At 69.0% G+C, this 16,180-nt stretch carries 17 protein-coding genes; 6 read left to right on the top strand and 11 right to left on the bottom strand.

Translation table 11 applies throughout. The features are described 5' to 3' along the window. Nucleotides 1-99: 99 nt before the first annotated feature. From ACT53Q_RS04400 to ACT53Q_RS04385, 4 genes are all read right to left on the bottom strand, one after another. Nucleotides 100-2,169, bottom strand: a complete 2,070-nt coding sequence (locus ACT53Q_RS04400; protein WP_476185444.1) for a phospholipase D family protein — start codon at nucleotides 2,167-2,169, stop codon at nucleotides 100-102. Continuing rightward, nucleotides 2,166-2,741, bottom strand: coding sequence for a YceI family protein (locus ACT53Q_RS04395; protein ID WP_476185443.1), 576 nt, complete (start codon nucleotides 2,739-2,741; stop codon nucleotides 2,166-2,168). Before ACT53Q_RS04395 ends, ACT53Q_RS04400 begins: the two co-directional genes overlap by 4 nt. Further along, entirely contained in the window at nucleotides 2,732-3,208 is a 477-nt protein-coding gene (locus ACT53Q_RS04390; RefSeq protein WP_476185442.1) for a SixA phosphatase family protein, read from the bottom strand. The genes ACT53Q_RS04395 and ACT53Q_RS04390 overlap by 10 nt, the downstream gene beginning before the upstream one ends. A gap of 81 nt (nucleotides 3,209-3,289) precedes the next feature. Then, a complete protein-coding gene (locus tag ACT53Q_RS04385; RefSeq protein ID WP_476185441.1) occupies nucleotides 3,290-4,855 on the bottom strand; it encodes a hypothetical protein in 1,566 nt (521 codons plus the stop codon). A 134-nt stretch (nucleotides 4,856-4,989) separates the two neighbouring features. On the opposite strand from ACT53Q_RS04385, the gene ACT53Q_RS04380 reads away from it, so the two are divergent. Beyond that, nucleotides 4,990-5,826: a penicillin-binding transpeptidase domain-containing protein gene (locus ACT53Q_RS04380; RefSeq protein ID WP_476185440.1), complete on the top strand. Its 837-nt coding sequence runs from the start codon at nucleotides 4,990-4,992 to the stop codon at nucleotides 5,824-5,826. 188 nt (nucleotides 5,827-6,014) lie between these two features. Here ACT53Q_RS04380 and ACT53Q_RS04375 read toward each other — a convergent pair whose 3' ends face one another. Both ACT53Q_RS04375 and ACT53Q_RS04370 read right to left on the bottom strand, forming a co-directional pair. Next, on the bottom strand, nucleotides 6,015-6,347 hold the full coding sequence (locus ACT53Q_RS04375) for a hypothetical protein (RefSeq protein WP_476185439.1): 333 nt from the start codon (nucleotides 6,345-6,347) through the stop codon (nucleotides 6,015-6,017). A gap of 11 nt (nucleotides 6,348-6,358) precedes the next feature. Further along, the gene (locus tag ACT53Q_RS04370) at nucleotides 6,359-6,988 is read right to left on the bottom strand and encodes a nucleotide-binding protein (protein WP_476185438.1); all 630 of its coding nucleotides are present in this window, start codon (nucleotides 6,986-6,988) and stop codon (nucleotides 6,359-6,361) included. Between the two features lie 178 nt (nucleotides 6,989-7,166). Here ACT53Q_RS04370 and ACT53Q_RS04365 point away from each other — a divergent pair, with 178 nt between their 5' ends. Both ACT53Q_RS04365 and ACT53Q_RS04360 read left to right on the top strand, forming a co-directional pair. Next, nucleotides 7,167-8,651 (top strand): AAA family ATPase, encoded by a 1,485-nt coding sequence (locus ACT53Q_RS04365; RefSeq protein WP_476185437.1) that lies wholly within the window; start codon nucleotides 7,167-7,169, stop codon nucleotides 8,649-8,651. 12 nt (nucleotides 8,652-8,663) lie between these two features. Beyond that, on the top strand, nucleotides 8,664-9,341 hold the full coding sequence (locus ACT53Q_RS04360; RefSeq protein ID WP_476185436.1) for a DUF2314 domain-containing protein: 678 nt from the start codon (nucleotides 8,664-8,666) through the stop codon (nucleotides 9,339-9,341). Between the two features lie 316 nt (nucleotides 9,342-9,657). Here ACT53Q_RS04360 and ACT53Q_RS04355 read toward each other — a convergent pair whose 3' ends face one another. Then, a complete protein-coding gene (locus tag ACT53Q_RS04355; RefSeq protein WP_476185435.1) occupies nucleotides 9,658-10,761 on the bottom strand; it encodes a hypothetical protein in 1,104 nt (367 codons plus the stop codon). 156 nt (nucleotides 10,762-10,917) lie between these two features. Between ACT53Q_RS04355 and ACT53Q_RS04350 the strand changes: the two genes are divergently transcribed. Then, complete coding sequence (locus ACT53Q_RS04350) at nucleotides 10,918-12,276, top strand: DUF389 domain-containing protein (protein WP_476185434.1); 1,359 nt, start codon at nucleotides 10,918-10,920, stop codon at nucleotides 12,274-12,276. Between the two features lie 19 nt (nucleotides 12,277-12,295). Here the strand turns inward: ACT53Q_RS04350 and ACT53Q_RS04345 are convergent, their stop codons facing one another. From ACT53Q_RS04345 to ACT53Q_RS04330, 4 genes are read right to left on the bottom strand one after another with little or no spacing between them, the layout of a single operon-like run. Next, the gene (locus tag ACT53Q_RS04345) at nucleotides 12,296-12,994 is read right to left on the bottom strand and encodes a 2OG-Fe(II) oxygenase (RefSeq protein WP_476185433.1); all 699 of its coding nucleotides are present in this window, start codon (nucleotides 12,992-12,994) and stop codon (nucleotides 12,296-12,298) included. Between the two features lie 4 nt (nucleotides 12,995-12,998). Further along, on the bottom strand, nucleotides 12,999-13,901 hold the full coding sequence (locus tag ACT53Q_RS04340) for an AEC family transporter (protein ID WP_476185432.1): 903 nt from the start codon (nucleotides 13,899-13,901) through the stop codon (nucleotides 12,999-13,001). A gap of 45 nt (nucleotides 13,902-13,946) precedes the next feature. After that, entirely contained in the window at nucleotides 13,947-14,882 is a 936-nt protein-coding gene (locus tag ACT53Q_RS04335) for a hypothetical protein (protein WP_476185431.1), read from the bottom strand. Further along, nucleotides 14,869-15,264, bottom strand: a complete 396-nt coding sequence (locus tag ACT53Q_RS04330) for a helix-turn-helix domain-containing protein (RefSeq protein ID WP_476185430.1) — start codon at nucleotides 15,262-15,264, stop codon at nucleotides 14,869-14,871. The genes ACT53Q_RS04335 and ACT53Q_RS04330 overlap by 14 nt, the downstream gene beginning before the upstream one ends. A 430-nt stretch (nucleotides 15,265-15,694) precedes the next feature. Between ACT53Q_RS04330 and ACT53Q_RS04325 the strand changes: the two genes are divergently transcribed. Beyond that, entirely contained in the window at nucleotides 15,695-15,829 is a 135-nt protein-coding gene (locus tag ACT53Q_RS04325) for a hypothetical protein (RefSeq protein WP_476185429.1), read from the top strand. Nucleotides 15,830-15,935: 106 nt separating this feature from the next. Continuing rightward, nucleotides 15,936-16,106 (top strand): hypothetical protein, encoded by a 171-nt coding sequence (locus ACT53Q_RS04320; RefSeq protein ID WP_476185428.1) that lies wholly within the window; start codon nucleotides 15,936-15,938, stop codon nucleotides 16,104-16,106. The last annotated feature ends 74 nt before the right edge of the window (nucleotides 16,107-16,180 follow it).

Raw genomic sequence — 16,180 nt, 5'->3', positions numbered from 1 at the left:
GGATTTCGACCGACGAACGGTCGATCCGCGCCCGCGCCGAAGCCGCCCCGGCAAGACCAGGACGGGTCGGAATGCGTGGAATCGTGGCCCGGAGGCCGGTTAGAGAATCGGCGCCAGCCCCGCGCCGAACGCGGTGAAGATGCGCGTGAGCGGGCGGATCACCGGCGCCACTTCCGGGAAATCGCCGACCGGGCGATAGCAGCGGCGGAATTCCGGATCGCGCGGCGACAGCGGCGTGGGGCATTCGGGCCCGGGCACGAATTCGTAGCTGGTGGCGTAGCGCATCGGCCAGAAATCGAACAGCGGCAGGTGCTCGGAGAACTTCGCCAGCGAATACTCCAGCCCCGAGAACACCGGCGGCTTGTCGCGGCGCGCGATGGTCCACGCGTTCTCCGGGCGCATGTCGCGCTCGATGCTCGCCGCCAGCGCCCGCGCGAACGCGGGATCCTCGACCACCACCACGCCTTCGGTGTTGTAGTCGTCGCCGCGCGGGTCGAAGTTGTGGCTGCCGATGATGCCGATGCGGTCGTCGATCACCACCGATTTCGCGTGCAGGCCGAAGCGGGTGCCGCCGCGCAGCAGCGGCACGCGCTCGTTGCTGCCGCGCTTGGAATAGCGCAGCGCCGAATACTCGCGCGCCAGCGGCGTCGGGCGATCGGGCGAGCGGCTACCGCTGCCGGCGGCCGCCGACGGGTGTGCATGCGCCTTCGGGTCGCGCAGCACCATCGGCGTGCCGTCCTCGTCCCACGCCACCTCGACGGTGCCGGTCGCTTCCACGTCGATCGGCGCGTCCTGCGGGAACGGCTTGAACTCGTGGATCTCGAACTTGTAGTCGCGCAGGTAGCGGCGCTTGTACTTGTACGACAGCGCGTAGGGAATGAAGGCGTCGGTGGCGGCCAGGCTGTTGGTCGACACCACCACGCGCGGTCGCTGCTCGCGCTGCTGCAGCTCGCGGAACAGCGCCTGCGCCGGCTTCGACAGCACCAGGTACGGCGTCTGCAGCAGCACGCGGTGCTGCGCGGAGCCGATCAGTTCGCGCAGCAGGTGCGACGACGCCGCGGGGCCGCCCGGCACGTCGTCGTGCTTCTCGGGACGATCGCCGATGTAGCGCAGGTCGCGCACCGGCATGGCCATGTCGACCAGGCGGTTGCGCACCAGCGCGGCGTCGTCGGCATCGCGGCCGATGGTCTCCACCCGCTTCGGCAGCTCCGGCGCCGGATGCTGCACCGCCGGCACGCCCTCGCGCAGCACCAGCTGGCCGACGTCGCGCAGCCGCCACAGCGGCGTGCTCAGCGGCGCGTTCCAGAAGGTCTCGAAATGCGCGGCCATGTCCGCCACGGCGGGGCCGGCGACCAGCACGTCGCGGTCGCGGAAGTTGTAGCGCGCGTCCCAGTCGTAATAGTCGTTCTGGTAGTTGCGCCCGCCGGTGATGCCGACCAGGTCGTCGACCACGATCAGCTTGTTGTGCATGCGCTGGTTGAGCCGGCGGAAGCAGCAGATCGTGGCCCAGGCGTACATCGGATAGCCGAAGTGCGCGCGGCCCAGCACCGGGTTGTAGACCCGCATCTCGAAGTTGGCGTGGGCGCCGGCCAGCGCCGCCAGCGTGTCGACGCGCTTGAGCGCCGCGAGCTGGTCGACCAGCAGCCGCACCTTCACGCCGCGCCGCGCCGCGGTCAGCAGTTCGTCGAGGATGAGATGCCCGGCATCGTCCTCGTCGAAGATGTAGGTCTGCACGTCGATGCTGCGCTGCGCGCCGCGGATCAGGTCCAGCCGCGCCAGCAGCGCGTCCTGGCCGTAGTCGAGGATCAGCGCGTAGTGCTGCGGCGCCGTGGCGGGCGCCGTGGCGGACGCAGGCGCGGGTACGGGCGCGGCCGCGGCGGGCGCGATGTCTGCGGCGGCGGACTCGGAGGGTGCCGGCGGAACCGCGGCGGACGCCTCGCGCGCGACGGCAGGCGCGGGCGCCTCCGCCTGCACGCCGCCGGCCGCGCGCACGCCCAGCGCGCGCAGCGGCGACGGGCGCGCGCAGGCGTCGTCGCGGGTGCATTCGACCTCGGTGCTGCGCGCCGCTTCGATCACCGCCCCCACCCGCGCCTGGTCGGCGGTGGACAGCGTCGAACAGGCGCCCAGCGCGAGCGCGCAGACGGCGATGCACAGCGCGCGCAGGCTCATTCGCCGTCCTCGCGCACGCGCAGTCGCAGGGTGAAGCGCACCGTGTCGGACACCGCGAACACCCAGCGGTCGACGCCGTAGTCGGTGCGGCGGACGCTGCCGCTGGCGACCACGTCGCAGTCGTGCCCGGGTTGCGCGCAGGCGCCGGGCGCGATCGCGAAGGTCTCGCGTCGCTGCACGTCGCGGATGGTCAGCTGGCCGGCGAGCTTGCCGCCGGTGTCCAGCAGCGCGGGGGCGTAGGGTTCGGACACGAAATCCACTTCGGGGAAGCGGTCGGCCTGGAAGAAGCCGTCGCCGCGGGTCATGCCGGTGTAGCTGGGGTGGCCGACGATCTCGATGTCGCGCGCCGAGAGGCGCAGGCGCACGCGGCTTCGGCCGTCCTCGAGCGCTTCGATCTCGCCGCTGTACTTCGGGAAGCGCCCCTGCAGCACCTGGCCCCAGCGCGTCTTCAGGGTGAACCCGATGCGGGTGGTCGTCGGGTCGATCTCCGCCGCGTCGGCGGCCTGCGCTGCCGCCAGCAGCGCGCAGACCGCGAGGCAGGCGGTGGGCGTCGCCGTCGGCCTCACGGCCACCAGAAGGCGGACAGCGTCGCCGAACCCGGCTCCACCGCGCCGTCGCCGGCGAATTCCAGCACCGCGATGCTGCCCGGCGGCATGCCGCGGTAGTCGCCGGACTGGCCGCTGTGCAGCAGCGCCGCGAGGCGCTCCAGCCCGGGGTTGTGGCCGACCAGCATCAGCCGGTCCATCTCGCGGTGTTCGTCGACCAGTTCGGCCAGCGTGCCCGGGGTGGCTTCGTAGATGGCGTCGGCCAGCCGCTGTTCGACGAAGCCGATGCCGCGCAGCACGGCCTCCAGGGTTTCGCGCGTGCGCCGCGCCGGCGAGCACAGCACGCGGTCGGGGACCAGCGCCTGCCCGGCCAGCCAGCGACCCGCGGCCTCGGCTTCGGCCAGCCCCTCCGCGGACAGCGCGCGGTCGGCATCGGCCTGGCCGGCGGCGGCCGGTTCGGCGTGGGCGTGGCGGAGCAGGATGAGGGTTCGCATGCGCGCATCGACTTCGGCAGAACGGGTCCGCAGCTTAGCGCGAACCGGCCGGCACCCGCATGCCCGCGCCGCGGGCGTGGTTCAGGCGATTGTCTCCGGCAGCCGCCGCAGCGCGTCGCGGAAGAACAACCGGTCGGCCGGCGTCAGCTCGCGCAGGCGCCGGCGCAGGCGCGCCACCGCGTCGGCGGCGCGCGCGGGATCGCCGTCGTAGGCCTCGTACCACGCGACTTCCAGCAGCACGTTCGCGCGCTGCAGCGCGTCGACCTGCACCCGGCCGGCGTCGACGTCGGCCTGCATGGTCGCGGCCAGTTCGCGCCACGACGGCCATTCCACGTGCAGCGTCATCGGCGCGATCAGCGCGCGGAAGGCCTCCGGCGACAGCACCGGCCAGCGGCGGAAGGCGTCCAGCCGCGGATGCGGGGTCTCCGGGCCGCCGCGCCGCGCCATGCGCAGCAGGTAGATCGTGTTCCAGCCGCCGCCGCCTACGCCGTGGCGACCGCTGAGCCACGCCGCCAGCCCGATCCAGCGCAACGGTTCGCCGTCCTCGCCCGGCACGTCCAGGCCGCAGCGCTGGAACAGCCACAGCGACCAGCCGAGGTTGCTGGCGGTGGAGGCCGCGGCATCGAACAGTTCGGCCTCGTTGGCCAGCGCGATCGCGGCGCGGTAGTACTGCACCGCGGTGCGCGCGGCGGCGCTGCGTTCGGCGATGTCGATGGCGTCGTCCAGCGCCAGCGCGCGGTGGATCAGCGCCTGCAGGTTGGCGTGCTCGCTGCGCACCCGCGGGTGGTACTGGAACAGGCCGGTCCAGCGCGGGTCCTCGGTGGCCTGGCGCAGGATCTGCTTCGCCGCCTGCGCATCGCGGCCGGCGTAGGCGCACCACGCACGCACGATCGCGGCCATCGCGCCCAGCCACGCGTGCTCGGGCGCCTGTTCGTCGTGCCAGTGGCGGTCGAGTTCGGCCAGCACCGCGCGCGCGGCATCGGCGTTGCCCGCGCGCCGCCAGACCATCGCCTGCTGCAGCAGCGCCAGCGCCTGCAGCCACGGGTCGTCGGTGAGGTGCTGGGCGCGGCGGTAGCCGGCCAGCGCGCCGTGTTCGCGATCGAGGATCAGCCGCCCGTCCAGCATGTCGCGGCGCGCGCCGGCCCAGGCGTGCCAGTACGCCGGCGAGGCGCGGCTGGCGGCGTCGGGCGCGGCCGCGGCCTGCGCCGCCGCGGTGGCGCCCAGCCAGGCGCTGACCGCCTGCGCATCGGCGGGCTCGCCATGCAGGCGCAGCTGCAGCCGCGCGGCCTCGCCGTCGGCCAGCCAGTACGGGCCGCGGTTGCGGCCGGCCAGCGGCAGCAGGTCGGGCGCGCGTTCGCGATCGGTGCCCCAGCCCACGCGCAGGCCCCAGCGCGCGAAGTCGGTGTAGGCGCGGCTGACGATCATCCGCAGGTTGCGCGCATTGGGAAACCGCTCGCGCACCTGCGCCTCGCGCACCCAGCCTTCGCCCGACTGCGCCGCCAGCCACAGCCGCAGCAGCAGCCACAGCGACTGGTGCCGCGCGGGCTGTCCCTGCACGCGCGCGGGCGTGCCCAGTTCGATCTCGATCTCGTGCGCGGCCGGCGCCTTCGCCGGTGCGCGTCGCCGTGGCGTCGCGGAGGTGGTCATCGCCACAGTCTGGCATGCGCGCCGGGTCGCGGTGACACGGGTGACGCCCGTGACGGGGGCGACGTCGGCGCCTCTTGGGCGCGCGCATCGGTCGCGTCCAGACTGCGTCGCACACCCGCCGCAGGAGCTTCCCGATGCCGCATCCGTCCCGTTCACTCGCCCTCGCCGCCGCGCTGGCCGCGGGCCTCGCCCTGCCGCTGTCGGCGAAGACCCCGCCCGCGCCGCCGTCCGCTGCCGCGCGTGCCCCCGACGCCGCGGCGCGCTTCGCCGCCTACGGTCACGCCGGCACCTTCCTGCTGCAGCGCGACGGCCGCCCGGCGCAGGTGATCCACGGCGCCGCGCTCGCCGACGTGCCGCTGCGGCCGGCGTCGACGTTCAAGGTGATGCTGGGCCTGATCGCGCTGGAGACCGGCGCGCTGAAAAGCGCCGACGAGATCGTGCGCTGGGACGGCACGCGCTATGCCGAGCATCCCGAATGGCAGCGCGACATGGCGCTGCGCGAAGCGATGCAGACCTCCAGCGAAGCGTTCTTCCGCACCGTCGCCGCGCGCATCGGCCGCGAACGGCTGGCGACGTGGGTGGCGAAGGTCGGCTACGGCAACGGCCGCATCGGCAACGACGCGAAGGGCGCCTGGCACGACGGCGTGCTCACCGTCACCGCGCGCCAGCAGTTGGCCTTCGTCGATCGCCTGCGCCGCGGCGACCTGCCCTTCTCGGCGAAGACGATCGCCGCGGTGAAGGCGGCGATGCGCGACGATGCCGTCGGCGGCATGACCCTGTACACCAAGACCGGCACCCACCAGGACGAAGACGGCAGCGGCAACGTGTGGTGGATCGGCTGGGTCGAAGGCCCGCGCGGTGCCGCCAGCTTCGCCCTCGGCGCCACGCCGAAAAAGCCCGACGACCGCGCGAAGCGCATCGCGCTGGGGAAGGCGCTGCTGGCGGATGCGGGATTGTTGCCGGCGAAGTGAAGCCACCCAGCGCCCGGTAGAGCGGCCTGACCAGCCTGTCGGCTGTTGAAGACCAGGCCGCTGCTTTTTTGCTTTGAACTGCAGGAAGGACAGCGGTCTGGTGTTCAACAGCCGGATGGCTGGTCAGGCCGCTCTACCAGGCACACGACATCGGTGCGTCGATGATTCCTTCCGACGGCGGTCATTCCTCATGCGTCGAACGGCTCGTCCAGATCGACCTTGCAGTACGGGCAGAACGCGATGGGCTTCGCCCACAGCCAGTGGCCGGAGAGCGCATCGATTCCCAGATGGCCGATGTTGCCGTTGCAGCGCGGACATCGGATCCGGGCGAACGAGACATACGACGCGATCACGCCCATCGCCAGCGATGCGCAGCCCGCGTACATCCACATCGGGCGCGTCACGGTTTCGCCCAGCACGATCAGCACCGCGCCGCCCCACAGCCCCAGATAGTCCGTGAGCCAGAACAGGCGCTTGCGGCGCCGCAGCCGGCGGCGGATCGTGATCGTGGTCGTCGCCATCGCGTCGTGCTTTACCCCTTCTTCACCCACTTCAGCAGCGGCGCCCAGTCGTCCTGGTGGTCGCGGACGTTCTGCGAGTGGTAGTCGAACAGGCTGCGGCCGAGGCCGACCAGCACCACGTAGGCCTGGCTGTCGCGCAGTTGCGCCACGACCGGGTAGGGCCACTGTTCGAGCAGGGCGACCGCCTGCTGCGAGGCGTTGGTCCACGGGCGCAGGCGGTTGCCGACGAGGCCCACGCGGATCTGGCCGCGGCGCACGCGCGGGTGTTTGGCGATGCCGTTGAGGAAGCCGACGGTGGCGTCGATGTCGAGCGTGGACGGCAGCACCGGTACGACGAGGCCGTCGGCGGTCTCCAGGAAGTCTTCCAGGCTGTCGGCGGTGGCGCCGGCCGGGGCATCAACGATGATGCGCTGGGCGTCGTCGGGCACGTGCTTGGCCCAGTTGCGGCGGGTGCCGTCGACCGGCAGCACCGCGCTGTCCAGGTCGGCCCGGCGCTCGGCCCAGCGGGTGGAGGAGTGCTGCGGATCGGCGTCCACCAGCACCGTGCGCTGGCCGTCCAGGGCGGCGTGCGCGGCCAGATGGGTGGCGATGGTGGTCTTGCCCACCCCGCCCTTCGAACTGGCGACCAGAACCGTTTTCATCGGCACCTCCGCAGTGAAGTGCCGGCAGCTTAGCACCGGAACTCCCCCGTCCGGGCAAGCCCGGGCACCCCAGCCCCAGCCGGATCAGGCACTTGGACGCGCACCGCCCGCGGAAGCCGCCGCTTTGCTATCGTTTCGCGGCTTCGGAGGGGCCTTTCCCTCCATCGTCCAGGACCCCATGAGCGGCTTGCAGGACCTCGTGGCGCTGATTCGCGCCGACACCCCCCTCATCGTCATCGAGACCCCGGACGAACCGCGGGTGGTGGAACTGTTCCGGCAGTCGCTGATGCACGTCTGGCGCGCGCTGTTCCGCTGGTCGATCACCGAAGGCCTGCGCCGCATCGACATGGACCGCGAGGACGAGTCGCAGAGCGCGCCCGACGCCGGCGCCACGCTGCAGGCGATCTATCGCGCCGAGCAGCGCGGCGTCTACCTGCTGCTCGATTTCGCCCCCTACCTGCGCTATGCCGGCACCCTGCGCCAGGTCCGCGACATCCTGCAGCGGCGCAACTGCCTGCCGCACGTGGTGGTGCTGGTCGGCCAGAAGATCGAGCTGCCCGAGGACCTCGAGGCCTACGCCGTGCGCTACCGCCCGCACCTGCCGACCAGCGACGCGCTGCTGCGGATGGTGAAGGAGGAGGCCGTCGCCTACGCCCGCGAGCACGGCGGCAAGCGGGTGGAGGTCGATGCCGAGGCGGTGAAGCAGATCGTGCGCAACCTGCGCGGACTGTCCGAGACCGACGCGCGCCGCATCGCCCGCCACCTGATCTTCCGCGACGGCGTACTCAACGCCGACGACCTGCCGGAACTGGCGAAGCTGAAGTTCGAGCTGGTCAATCGCAGCGGCCACCTGCACTACGCCTTCGACCCGGTGAAGCTGGACCAGGTGATCGGCGCGCGCCGCCTCAAGCGCTGGATCGAACTGCGCCGCGCCGCATTCGTCGACGGCAACGTGCCGCCCGGGCTGGACCCGCCGCGCGGCGTGCTGCTGCTGGGCGTGCAGGGCTGCGGCAAGTCGATGCTGGCCAAGGCCATTGCTGCAGGTTTTGCGGTGCCGCTGCTGCGGCTGGATTTCGGCGCGCTGTACAACAAGTACCACGGCGAGACCGAGAAGAACCTGCGCGACGCGCTGGCCTCGGCCGAACAATTGGCGCCGTGCGTGCTGTGGATCGACGAGATCGAGAAGGGCCTCGCCAGCTCCGGCGGCGAGGACGGCGGCGTCTCCCGCCGCGTGCTGGGCACCTTCCTGACGTGGATGTCGGAACGCCGGCAGCAGGTGTTCCTGGTCGCCACCGCCAACCAGGTGCAGGACCTGCCCGCCGAACTGCTGCGCAAGGGCCGCTTCGACGAGATCTTCTTCGTCGACCTGCCCACGCCCGAGGCCCGCGGCGAGCTGTTCGCCGTGCACCTGCGCCGCCGCGGCGCCGATCCCGACAAGTTCGACCTGCCTGCACTGGCCGCCGCCTCCGACGGCTTTTCCGGCGCCGAGATCGAGCAGGCCGTCGTCGCCGCGCTGTACACCGCGCATGCCGCGAACCACCCGCTCAACGACTTCCACCTGCGCGCCGAACTCAAGAACACCCGCCCGCTGTCGGTGCTGATGGCCGAACAGGTCACCGCCCTGCGCGAATGGGCCGCGGCGCGGACGGTGTCGGCGGATTGAGGGAGGCACGAAATGCAGGACGATGCGCTCGTACCACTGTTCATGCCTGCACTGTGCACGTTGCTGATCCACGCAGAGGATCGGAAAGGCAGGCCGCTCGACGAAGCGGAAGCACTCGCGATCCGCGATCAGGCGGCGGTGATCATGGTGTCGCCGGATGCCATCGCTGCCATGGCGGAGAAGCGCGGGTATGCGGACATCGACCCGGAAAACTGCTGGTACGACTGGCAGATGCTGCGGCGCGAACTGGGCAGGAAGCCGGATCTCGATCCCGGCGCCCGCTTCACGTTCGTCGGCGATGACGACCGCGCGTTCCGGGAAACGATCGAACAGGCGCAACGGACGCTGGATACCTTCCGGACGCTGCTGTCGCAACCCGGCACGGCCCACGCCACGCCGCTGGTGAAGACGCTGGTGCAAGACGCGGGTTACCGCGCCTACCTGTGGCTGATCGTGATCGCACACGACGACGACGGCTTCATCGGCGAACTCTTCGAATTGCCCGGCGATTTCAGCGAATACGCGCTCCATGACCGGGTGAGCGTGGCGAATGCCGACGTCATGGACTGGATGGTCAACGACGACGGCACACTGCATGGCGGTTTCTCGCTGCGACTCGCCCGTTCACGTCTCCCGCATGCCGAGCAACCCGGTTTCGATCGCCATATCGGCGTGCGGATCTACGCCTGACCCAGGTCCGGATCGACCCGTCTCTCCGCTGCAGCACGACTTCGCCCGCCGAGTTGGAGCAGAGGCCCGCAATCAGTGCCGGCCGGCATCGGATTCGATCGCACCCCCGTCATCCTCGCGCAAGCGAGGACCCAGGCATCAGCGGCGATCGGGCATGGGTCCTCGCTTGCGCGAGGATGACGGCAAGAAAGCCAGGATTCCGGAGCTTTCGCGGAAGACCAGCAGGTCCCTCACCTGCGGTTCGGGATGACACCCGAACGTCGTTGCCCGGTGCAGGCCGCGGCGCGGCAAGCCCGCGCGGCGGCCGCGACGCGCCTCACGGCACCGCGGTTTCCCAGTCCGCCGGCGGCACGGGGTCGGCGCCGACGACGCGCAGGGCGCGGTCGATCAGGGTGACTTCGTCGGCCGCGGGATCGGCGCGCAGCGCGTCGCGATACGCGGATTCATAGCGGGCGTCGCCGTGGGCGCCAAGCTGGCGCTGGCGCCAGAACAGCGGCCGCCAGCCGGCGTGGGCGGCGGCGCGGCCGGCGTCGTCGGTGGCGTTCAGGCGCAGCAGCAGGTTGCCGATCATGCGGGCGATGAGCACGTCGGAAGCGTCCTGCATCACGGTGGCGAGTGCGCGGCACGGACCGCGGCGATCCGCGCCATCGTGCGGTGTGCAGGCTTCGAGCAGGCCGCGGTACGACGGCAATTCGACCGCGGTGCCCAGTTCCTGGCCGTAGGCCTCCAGCGGCTTGTCGCGCAGCGCGGGGATGGCGTCGCGCCATTCGGGTTTTGGCGGATGCCGGCGCACGGCATCCATGGCCAGCGCCTGCACCGCGTTCCAGTACACGCGGTTGTGCGCACGCTTCGGCAGCGCCGCGAACACCGCGTCGATGCCCTCGCCCTCGCGCAGCGCCAGCAGCAGCGGCGCGAGGTTGTCGGGGTCGGCCTTCGCCCAGGCGACCTGGGCGTCGCGGTCCGCCGGTTTCGGCATCGCCATCTGGCCCCAGGCGGAGGCCAGCAGCGACCACGTCACGCCGTCGCGGCCGGCCTTCGCATACGCCTTGCGGTACCAGCGTTCGAGCACCGGGTCGGGCGGCACGGCCTTGCCGTCGGCGACCCCCGCCAGCACGTCGGGCGTGAGCAGCGCGCCGCGGCGGACGAACAGCGCCAGCGCGAGGTCGCGGGCGTCGCCGTCCGCGGCCAACTGGTCGGCCAGCCACAGTGCATAGGCGCGCTGGGCGGCATCGGCGCGGCGTTCCGCGTCCAGGCAGGCCTGGCGCAGCATCGGCGGGGCATCGGCGCAGGGCACGGTCGGGCCCGGCATGGCCTGCGGCGCGACCGGGTCCTCGGCGCGCGCCTGCGGCACGCCCGCGGCCGACAGCCACGCGCCCGCCAGCAGGCAGGCGACCACGCCGCTTTTCCGACTCCACCGCATGCCGTCATCCTCGTGCCCGGGTTCCGGCGCGCAGCCTACCGCACCGGGGTGGCGGATTCGCGGCCCGGGTGATGGCGGCCGGCGCACGCCCCTCGTCGTCGATGGCGATTGCCTGCACCATGGCGGCCTGCCGCCACGCGCCGCCCGGAGTTCCCGATGACGCAGCCCACGCCCGACGCACCGCCCCGGTCCTTCACCCAGCGCTTCAGCCTGCTGGCCGACAAGGCGGGCGACGACGTGATCGAACGCCGCATCCGCGATGGCGTGGATCTGCACGGCGCGACGCCGTGGATCCTGATGGCGGCGATCTTCATCGCCTCGATCGGCCTGAACGTGAATTCCACCGCGGTCATCATCGGGGCGATGCTGATCTCGCCGCTGATGGGGCCGATCATGGGCGTGGGCCTGGGCGCGGCGGTGTACGACTTCGCGCTGATCCGCAAATCGCTCTGGAACCTCGCCATCGCCTCGGCGATCAGCCTCGCCGTGTCGACGCTGTACTTCGCGCTCACGCCGCTGGCCGAAGCGCAGTCCGAACTGCTGGCGCGGACCTCGCCGACGCTGTGGGACGTGCTGATCGCGCTGTTCGGCGGTTTCGCCGGTGTCATCGGCATCACCCGCGAGGAAAAATCCAACGTCATCCCCGGCGTCGCCATCGCCACCGCACTGATGCCGCCGCTGTGCACCGCCGGCTACGGCATCGCCACCGCGCAGTGGGCCTACTTCGGCGGCGCGCTGTACCTGTATTCGATCAACTGCGTGTTCATCGCGCTGTCGACACTGCTGGGGCTGCGCCTGGTGCGGGTGCCGCCGCATGCGTTCGTGGACGCACGCACCGAGCACCGCATCCGCGCGTCGGTGCTGGTGCTGGCGCTGGCGACGTCGCTGCCGAGCGCCTGGCTGGCATACCGGCTGGTGGAGCAGGAAGTGTTCAAGTCGCGGGCGATGGCCTTCGTGCGCGGCGAGTTCCGCTTCGACGACGCGCACGTCGCCGACACGCGGGTGGATCCGAAGACCGGGGTGATCGAAGTGTCACTGATCGGCCTGCCGCTGGAGGCACCGCTGCTGCAGGCGATCCAGGGCCGGCTGGCAGCGGGCGGCCTGGGCGATGCGCGCCTGGTGGTGCATCAGGCCGGCCGCAACGAACACATCGACGTGGGCGCGCTCAAGACCAGCCTGCTGGGCGACCTCTACCGCGACAGCCAGGAGGCCCTGCGGAAGAAGGACGCCGAACTGGCGGAACTGCGCCAGAGCATCGCCGCACACGACGCCTTGCGGGACCAGTCCGCCGACATCGCCGCGGAACTGCGCGCGCAGTTGCCCGATGCCATGTCCGTGACCCTGAGCCAGGGAATCCGGCTTGCCGAAGGCCGGGACGGCACGCCCGTGGTGCAGCTGACCGTCCGCATGGCCCGTGACGTGGACGACGCCGAGCGCGGGCGCATCATCGACTGGTTCCGGGCGCGGACGAAATCCCCGACGGCGGAAGTGGCGTTCGAGACCCCGGCACGCTGAGCGGCGCGCCGGCGCGCGCTCAGCTCGCCAGCCACCAGCCAGTGATCGCGTGCCGCGGCGCGGCCGCCCACGGCGTCACGAACGTGACCTGGTGGCGCTGCGGCACGCGGAACAGGCTCAGCGAGTTCCAGCGCGGCAGGTAGGTGTGCAGCACATTGCCTTCGCGATCGAGGAACTGCAGCTGGCCGCCCCAGTCGGGCCGCCAGTCGGGGCTGAGGTTGACGACGAACGCGTAGCGGCGCTGCTCGGAGGCCTCTTCGTCGTCGTGCGGCATCAGGTACTGGCCCGGTCGGTAGCGCGTGGCCTGCGCGACGACGTGGCGGATCGCGGGATCGCCGCCGAGGTGGCGCGCGAAGTCGAGGAAGTCGGGCGTGTTGAGGAAGCGCAGCACGCCGTGGACCAGCAGTTCCGGATCCCAGCCCTCGCGCGCGGCCTTCAGCAGCATGTAGCTGTCGTAGGCGAACTGGTAGCTGGTCGCCGCCGCCGCGTAGCCGGCTTCGATCAGGCGGTCGTAGTCCGCGCCTTGCGGATACGCGCCGCGCGGGGTGGTGCGCGAGGTGCCGTCGCTGCGCTCGGCCAACTGCCACGGCACGCGTTCGGACAGCTCGCGCGCCAGCGCTTCGGCCGCGGGCGGCTGCAGGAAGCCGGGGATCTGCACGTGGCCGCGCATCGCGAGTTCGCGCCGCCAGTGGTCGATGTCGAGGTCGTTGCTGATCATGCCGTCATCCTACGCCGGCCCACAGCGGCAGCGTGAGCAGCGACAGCAGCAGGCCGTAGCCGACCATCGCCGCCGCCAGCCGCGGCGCGAGGCCGTGCGAGATCGCCAGCGCGCCGGCGGTGACCATCGACGGCATCGCCGATTCCAGCACCGTGGTCCGCGCCATCTCGCCGTGCAGGCCCAGCAGCCGCACCAGCGGCAGCGCCAGCGCCGGCAGCAGCGTGAGTTTCAGCAGCAGGCCGGCGGCGAGCGGCTTCAGCTCGTCGCGCGGCAGCGCCAGCTTCACCGACAGGCCGATGGTCAGCATCGCCAGCGGCAGCAGCGCGTCCGACAACCGCTGCAGCCCGCCCGCGACCCATGCCGGCGGCTCGGCCGGCATGATCGTGAAGCCGACCACGAGCGCCCAGATCGGCGGAAAGCGCACGACCCGCGCCAGCATCTCGCGCGCGGTCGGCTTGCGGTCGCCGCCGTAGCGCGCGAGCACCCACAGCCCGAACGTCGACAGGATCAGGAACGCGCCGAACTGGTCGTAGATGACGGCGTACGGCAGCGCGTGCTCGCCGATGAGCGCCCGCGTCAGCGGATAGCCGAGGAAGCTGGTGTTGCCCAGCGCCACCGTCAGCAGCAGCACCGCGCGCTCGTCGTCGCGGAACCGCAGCGCGCGCGCCAGCAGCGTCACCAGCACGATCGTCGCCAGCAGCAGCACCCATGGCACCACCGCGATCCCGATCAGCGCCGGCTCCAGGTGCAGTCGCGGCGCATAGCGCAGCACCGCCGCCGGCAGGCACACGTACAGCACCACGAGGTTGAGCGTCTGCGCCGCGTTGTCCGGCAGCACCCGCAGGCGCTGGAACGCATAGCCCAGCGCGAGCATCGCGAGGATGAGGGCGAAGGCGTCGAAGGCCATGTTATGAAAATAACTTACTTGAAGAAAAGCCGTAGCCAAGTACGTCTATGGCCTTCCATACGATGATGGCAAAATAATAGTTGTTGCCGTCATAGTATCCATCGCATGGATCAGGATGAACACTTGATACGTGTTAGTAAACGACTCCGCCACGCATTCATGAGAAACGCCATTTGCATCCGTAAGTTTCAAATTTCGCTTCCCAGAAGCACGACTCTTCCCCAGCGGAACCATTGCACCAATTTGGTCATCCGGCGTGAATGCATCTGGCCAGTCTAAGTTACCGAATACCTGGGCGAATGACGCGGATGGGACAACTCGGCGCAACGATGCCCGAAACCCATCGCCATCTGCAAATTTCGGCGGATTCAGCACGAGAACTACGCATGTTTTTGTACTTTTCGAAACATACTGCCGTATGCTTGCATACAGTGATGCCCCGTATTTTTTACTCATGTCGACAGCAGTAAAAATCCCGAACGCCTTACTTTCAGCCTCTTCAATAAACGTATCAATTTGGAACAGCACTTCCGATGCAAAGACGTTTGCTTCACGATCAAACGCTTCTGCCACATCGGGGTCTAGAGAATGCTCACAGTCCTCCACCACCGCATACATAGTGCGCTGCCAAGGCAAAAAACCGTGTGCTGACTCATGGAGACGGACAAAGGTTTTTTTGACCCCCATGAGACTCTTGTCGATAAAGACAAGCCCTTCACTTGCATGAAAGAGTCCAAGCACTTTGGATAACGCAGTCTTTAGGGACTGGCCAGCCTCGTGTGCTTTTGCGCGAAGCTTTTGAATAAAGCTCTCGTTGAGCACATCTTCTTTGACTTCCTCCACTTTCGCTACAGACATGATGTCGGCGACGGGAGTCGGAAAGACGCCGAGAGCTCCTGCCTCTCGAAGCGCTCGCTCTGCCTCAGCTCGAACTTTTGCGCGCTGCGCTTGCGTTAGACTGCAATCATCAGGTTTTCTCATGCCCCTTCCGTTGTGAGCGAAATACTGCGAGATATGTGAGAAGCGCGTGCTCTTCGTCTGCGGACAATTGCTCTATCGCGAAGGTCGCCGCACGGCCATGCTTTTCTTCTGCCCTACGATCCGTCTTTGTTGGCGCAATGTAGCCCGCTCGCTGCATCAAGTCCTCATATGAGATCCCGTATGCCTGGGACAGCGCATAGAGGATGTGCGGCGAAGGCTTTGCTACTTTGCCATTTTCAAGTTGGCTTAGATATGCATTGGAGACATCTTGATTGGTTGCCTCTTCCACACCACGAAGAGTCATGTCCAATCCAAGCCGTACTGATTTTAGGTATGTCCCAAGCTTTGCAGGGAGGGATACCCCTGTGGTCTCAGTCGTCATATGTCCTCCGTCCGAGGGCGGCTAGATGAGCCTAACCGGCTCAAAATGTTAGCACGCGCTAACCGAATCAAGCATGCTTAATGAGCGCTTGACATCGCAAGCACGCTCCGTAAGATACGCACATACCCCAAGGCCATAGGGGATTTGCTCGGCTCCTTAGCAGTCAGCCTGATCGACTGCTAAACATTCAAGGACGAAAAAAGGGCCTAGCCGATGGCTAGACCCTTTTGCAATTTTTTTGTGTTACCGACCGAGAAGGGTCGGGGTAAAACAAGAAAACCACACCCGTTTACGTCCAATCGGTGCGGTCTCAGAGGTTGCAGCACTGCGGGCGGGCAGTTCGGAAAGCATATGGATTGCTGACCGAACCGTCAAGTGCCGCTCCTTTGAGTTGTCGGATGGACGCCCTGCCAATAAGGAATCTCAGCGTATGACTACGCCGACGACTCCCCAGCGGCCGGGCTACAAGCTCATCTTCAGGCCGTTCATCACCCTGAAGAACGGCAAGAAGCTCTTCGCTTCTGCTGTGGGCTTGAAAGCCTTCCCGCTCTGGGTGCCCGAGTAATCGGGTCGGTGACGGGGCAGTCCTTGTGGCTGCCCCGTCCTGAAGGTCGGAGATTCCTACCCTTAGCGATAAAACCGATCCATTCACACTACAGAGGAATAATTAGATGGCTACCAACCCACCGAAAGGCGATGGTCACCGCATTGGCCCTGTGCGCGATCGTTCGCAGACCAAGACCCCTGCTGGAAATTACGTGAAGCGCAACACCGATACCGGGCGCTTCATGGACGTGAAGTCGGACAAGACCCCGTTTAAGGGCGTCCGAAAAGAGAAGTAAGAGCAACCAAGAAAGGGGGCACGCAGTTCGTGCCCCCTTTCCTTTGCCAAAGATCGGCCTCTGCTATCCAACCA

The sequence above is a fragment of the Lysobacter sp. DMC97 genome, assembly GCF_056313745.1.
This window is presented reverse-complemented; position numbering and strand designations above follow the sequence as displayed.

What these genes read in the sequence shown, in the direction of transcription:
- ACT53Q_RS04400 (WP_476185444.1), bottom strand. Translation starts at nt 2,169, where the DNA reads ATGAGCCTGCGCGCGCTGTGCATCGCCGTCTGCGCGCTCGCGCTGGGC.
- ACT53Q_RS04390 (WP_476185442.1), bottom strand. Translation starts at nt 3,208, where the DNA reads ATGCGAACCCTCATCCTGCTCCGCCACGCCCACGCCGAACCGGCCGCC.
- ACT53Q_RS04385 (WP_476185441.1), bottom strand. Translation starts at nt 4,855, where the DNA reads ATGACCACCTCCGCGACGCCACGGCGACGCGCACCGGCGAAGGCGCCG.
- ACT53Q_RS04380 (WP_476185440.1), top strand. Translation starts at nt 4,990, where the DNA reads ATGCCGCATCCGTCCCGTTCACTCGCCCTCGCCGCCGCGCTGGCCGCG.
- ACT53Q_RS04375 (WP_476185439.1), bottom strand. Translation starts at nt 6,347, where the DNA reads ATGGCGACGACCACGATCACGATCCGCCGCCGGCTGCGGCGCCGCAAG.
- ACT53Q_RS04370 (WP_476185438.1), bottom strand. Translation starts at nt 6,988, where the DNA reads ATGAAAACGGTTCTGGTCGCCAGTTCGAAGGGCGGGGTGGGCAAGACC.
- ACT53Q_RS04365 (WP_476185437.1), top strand. Translation starts at nt 7,167, where the DNA reads ATGAGCGGCTTGCAGGACCTCGTGGCGCTGATTCGCGCCGACACCCCC.
- ACT53Q_RS04360 (WP_476185436.1), top strand. Translation starts at nt 8,664, where the DNA reads ATGCAGGACGATGCGCTCGTACCACTGTTCATGCCTGCACTGTGCACG.
- ACT53Q_RS04355 (WP_476185435.1), bottom strand. Translation starts at nt 10,761, where the DNA reads ATGCGGTGGAGTCGGAAAAGCGGCGTGGTCGCCTGCCTGCTGGCGGGC.
- ACT53Q_RS04350 (WP_476185434.1), top strand. Translation starts at nt 10,918, where the DNA reads ATGACGCAGCCCACGCCCGACGCACCGCCCCGGTCCTTCACCCAGCGC.
- ACT53Q_RS04345 (WP_476185433.1), bottom strand. Translation starts at nt 12,994, where the DNA reads ATGATCAGCAACGACCTCGACATCGACCACTGGCGGCGCGAACTCGCG.
- ACT53Q_RS04340 (WP_476185432.1), bottom strand. Translation starts at nt 13,901, where the DNA reads ATGGCCTTCGACGCCTTCGCCCTCATCCTCGCGATGCTCGCGCTGGGC.
- ACT53Q_RS04335 (WP_476185431.1), bottom strand. Translation starts at nt 14,882, where the DNA reads ATGAGAAAACCTGATGATTGCAGTCTAACGCAAGCGCAGCGCGCAAAA.
- ACT53Q_RS04330 (WP_476185430.1), bottom strand. Translation starts at nt 15,264, where the DNA reads ATGACGACTGAGACCACAGGGGTATCCCTCCCTGCAAAGCTTGGGACA.
- ACT53Q_RS04325 (WP_476185429.1), top strand. Translation starts at nt 15,695, where the DNA reads ATGACTACGCCGACGACTCCCCAGCGGCCGGGCTACAAGCTCATCTTC.
- ACT53Q_RS04320 (WP_476185428.1), top strand. Translation starts at nt 15,936, where the DNA reads ATGGCTACCAACCCACCGAAAGGCGATGGTCACCGCATTGGCCCTGTG.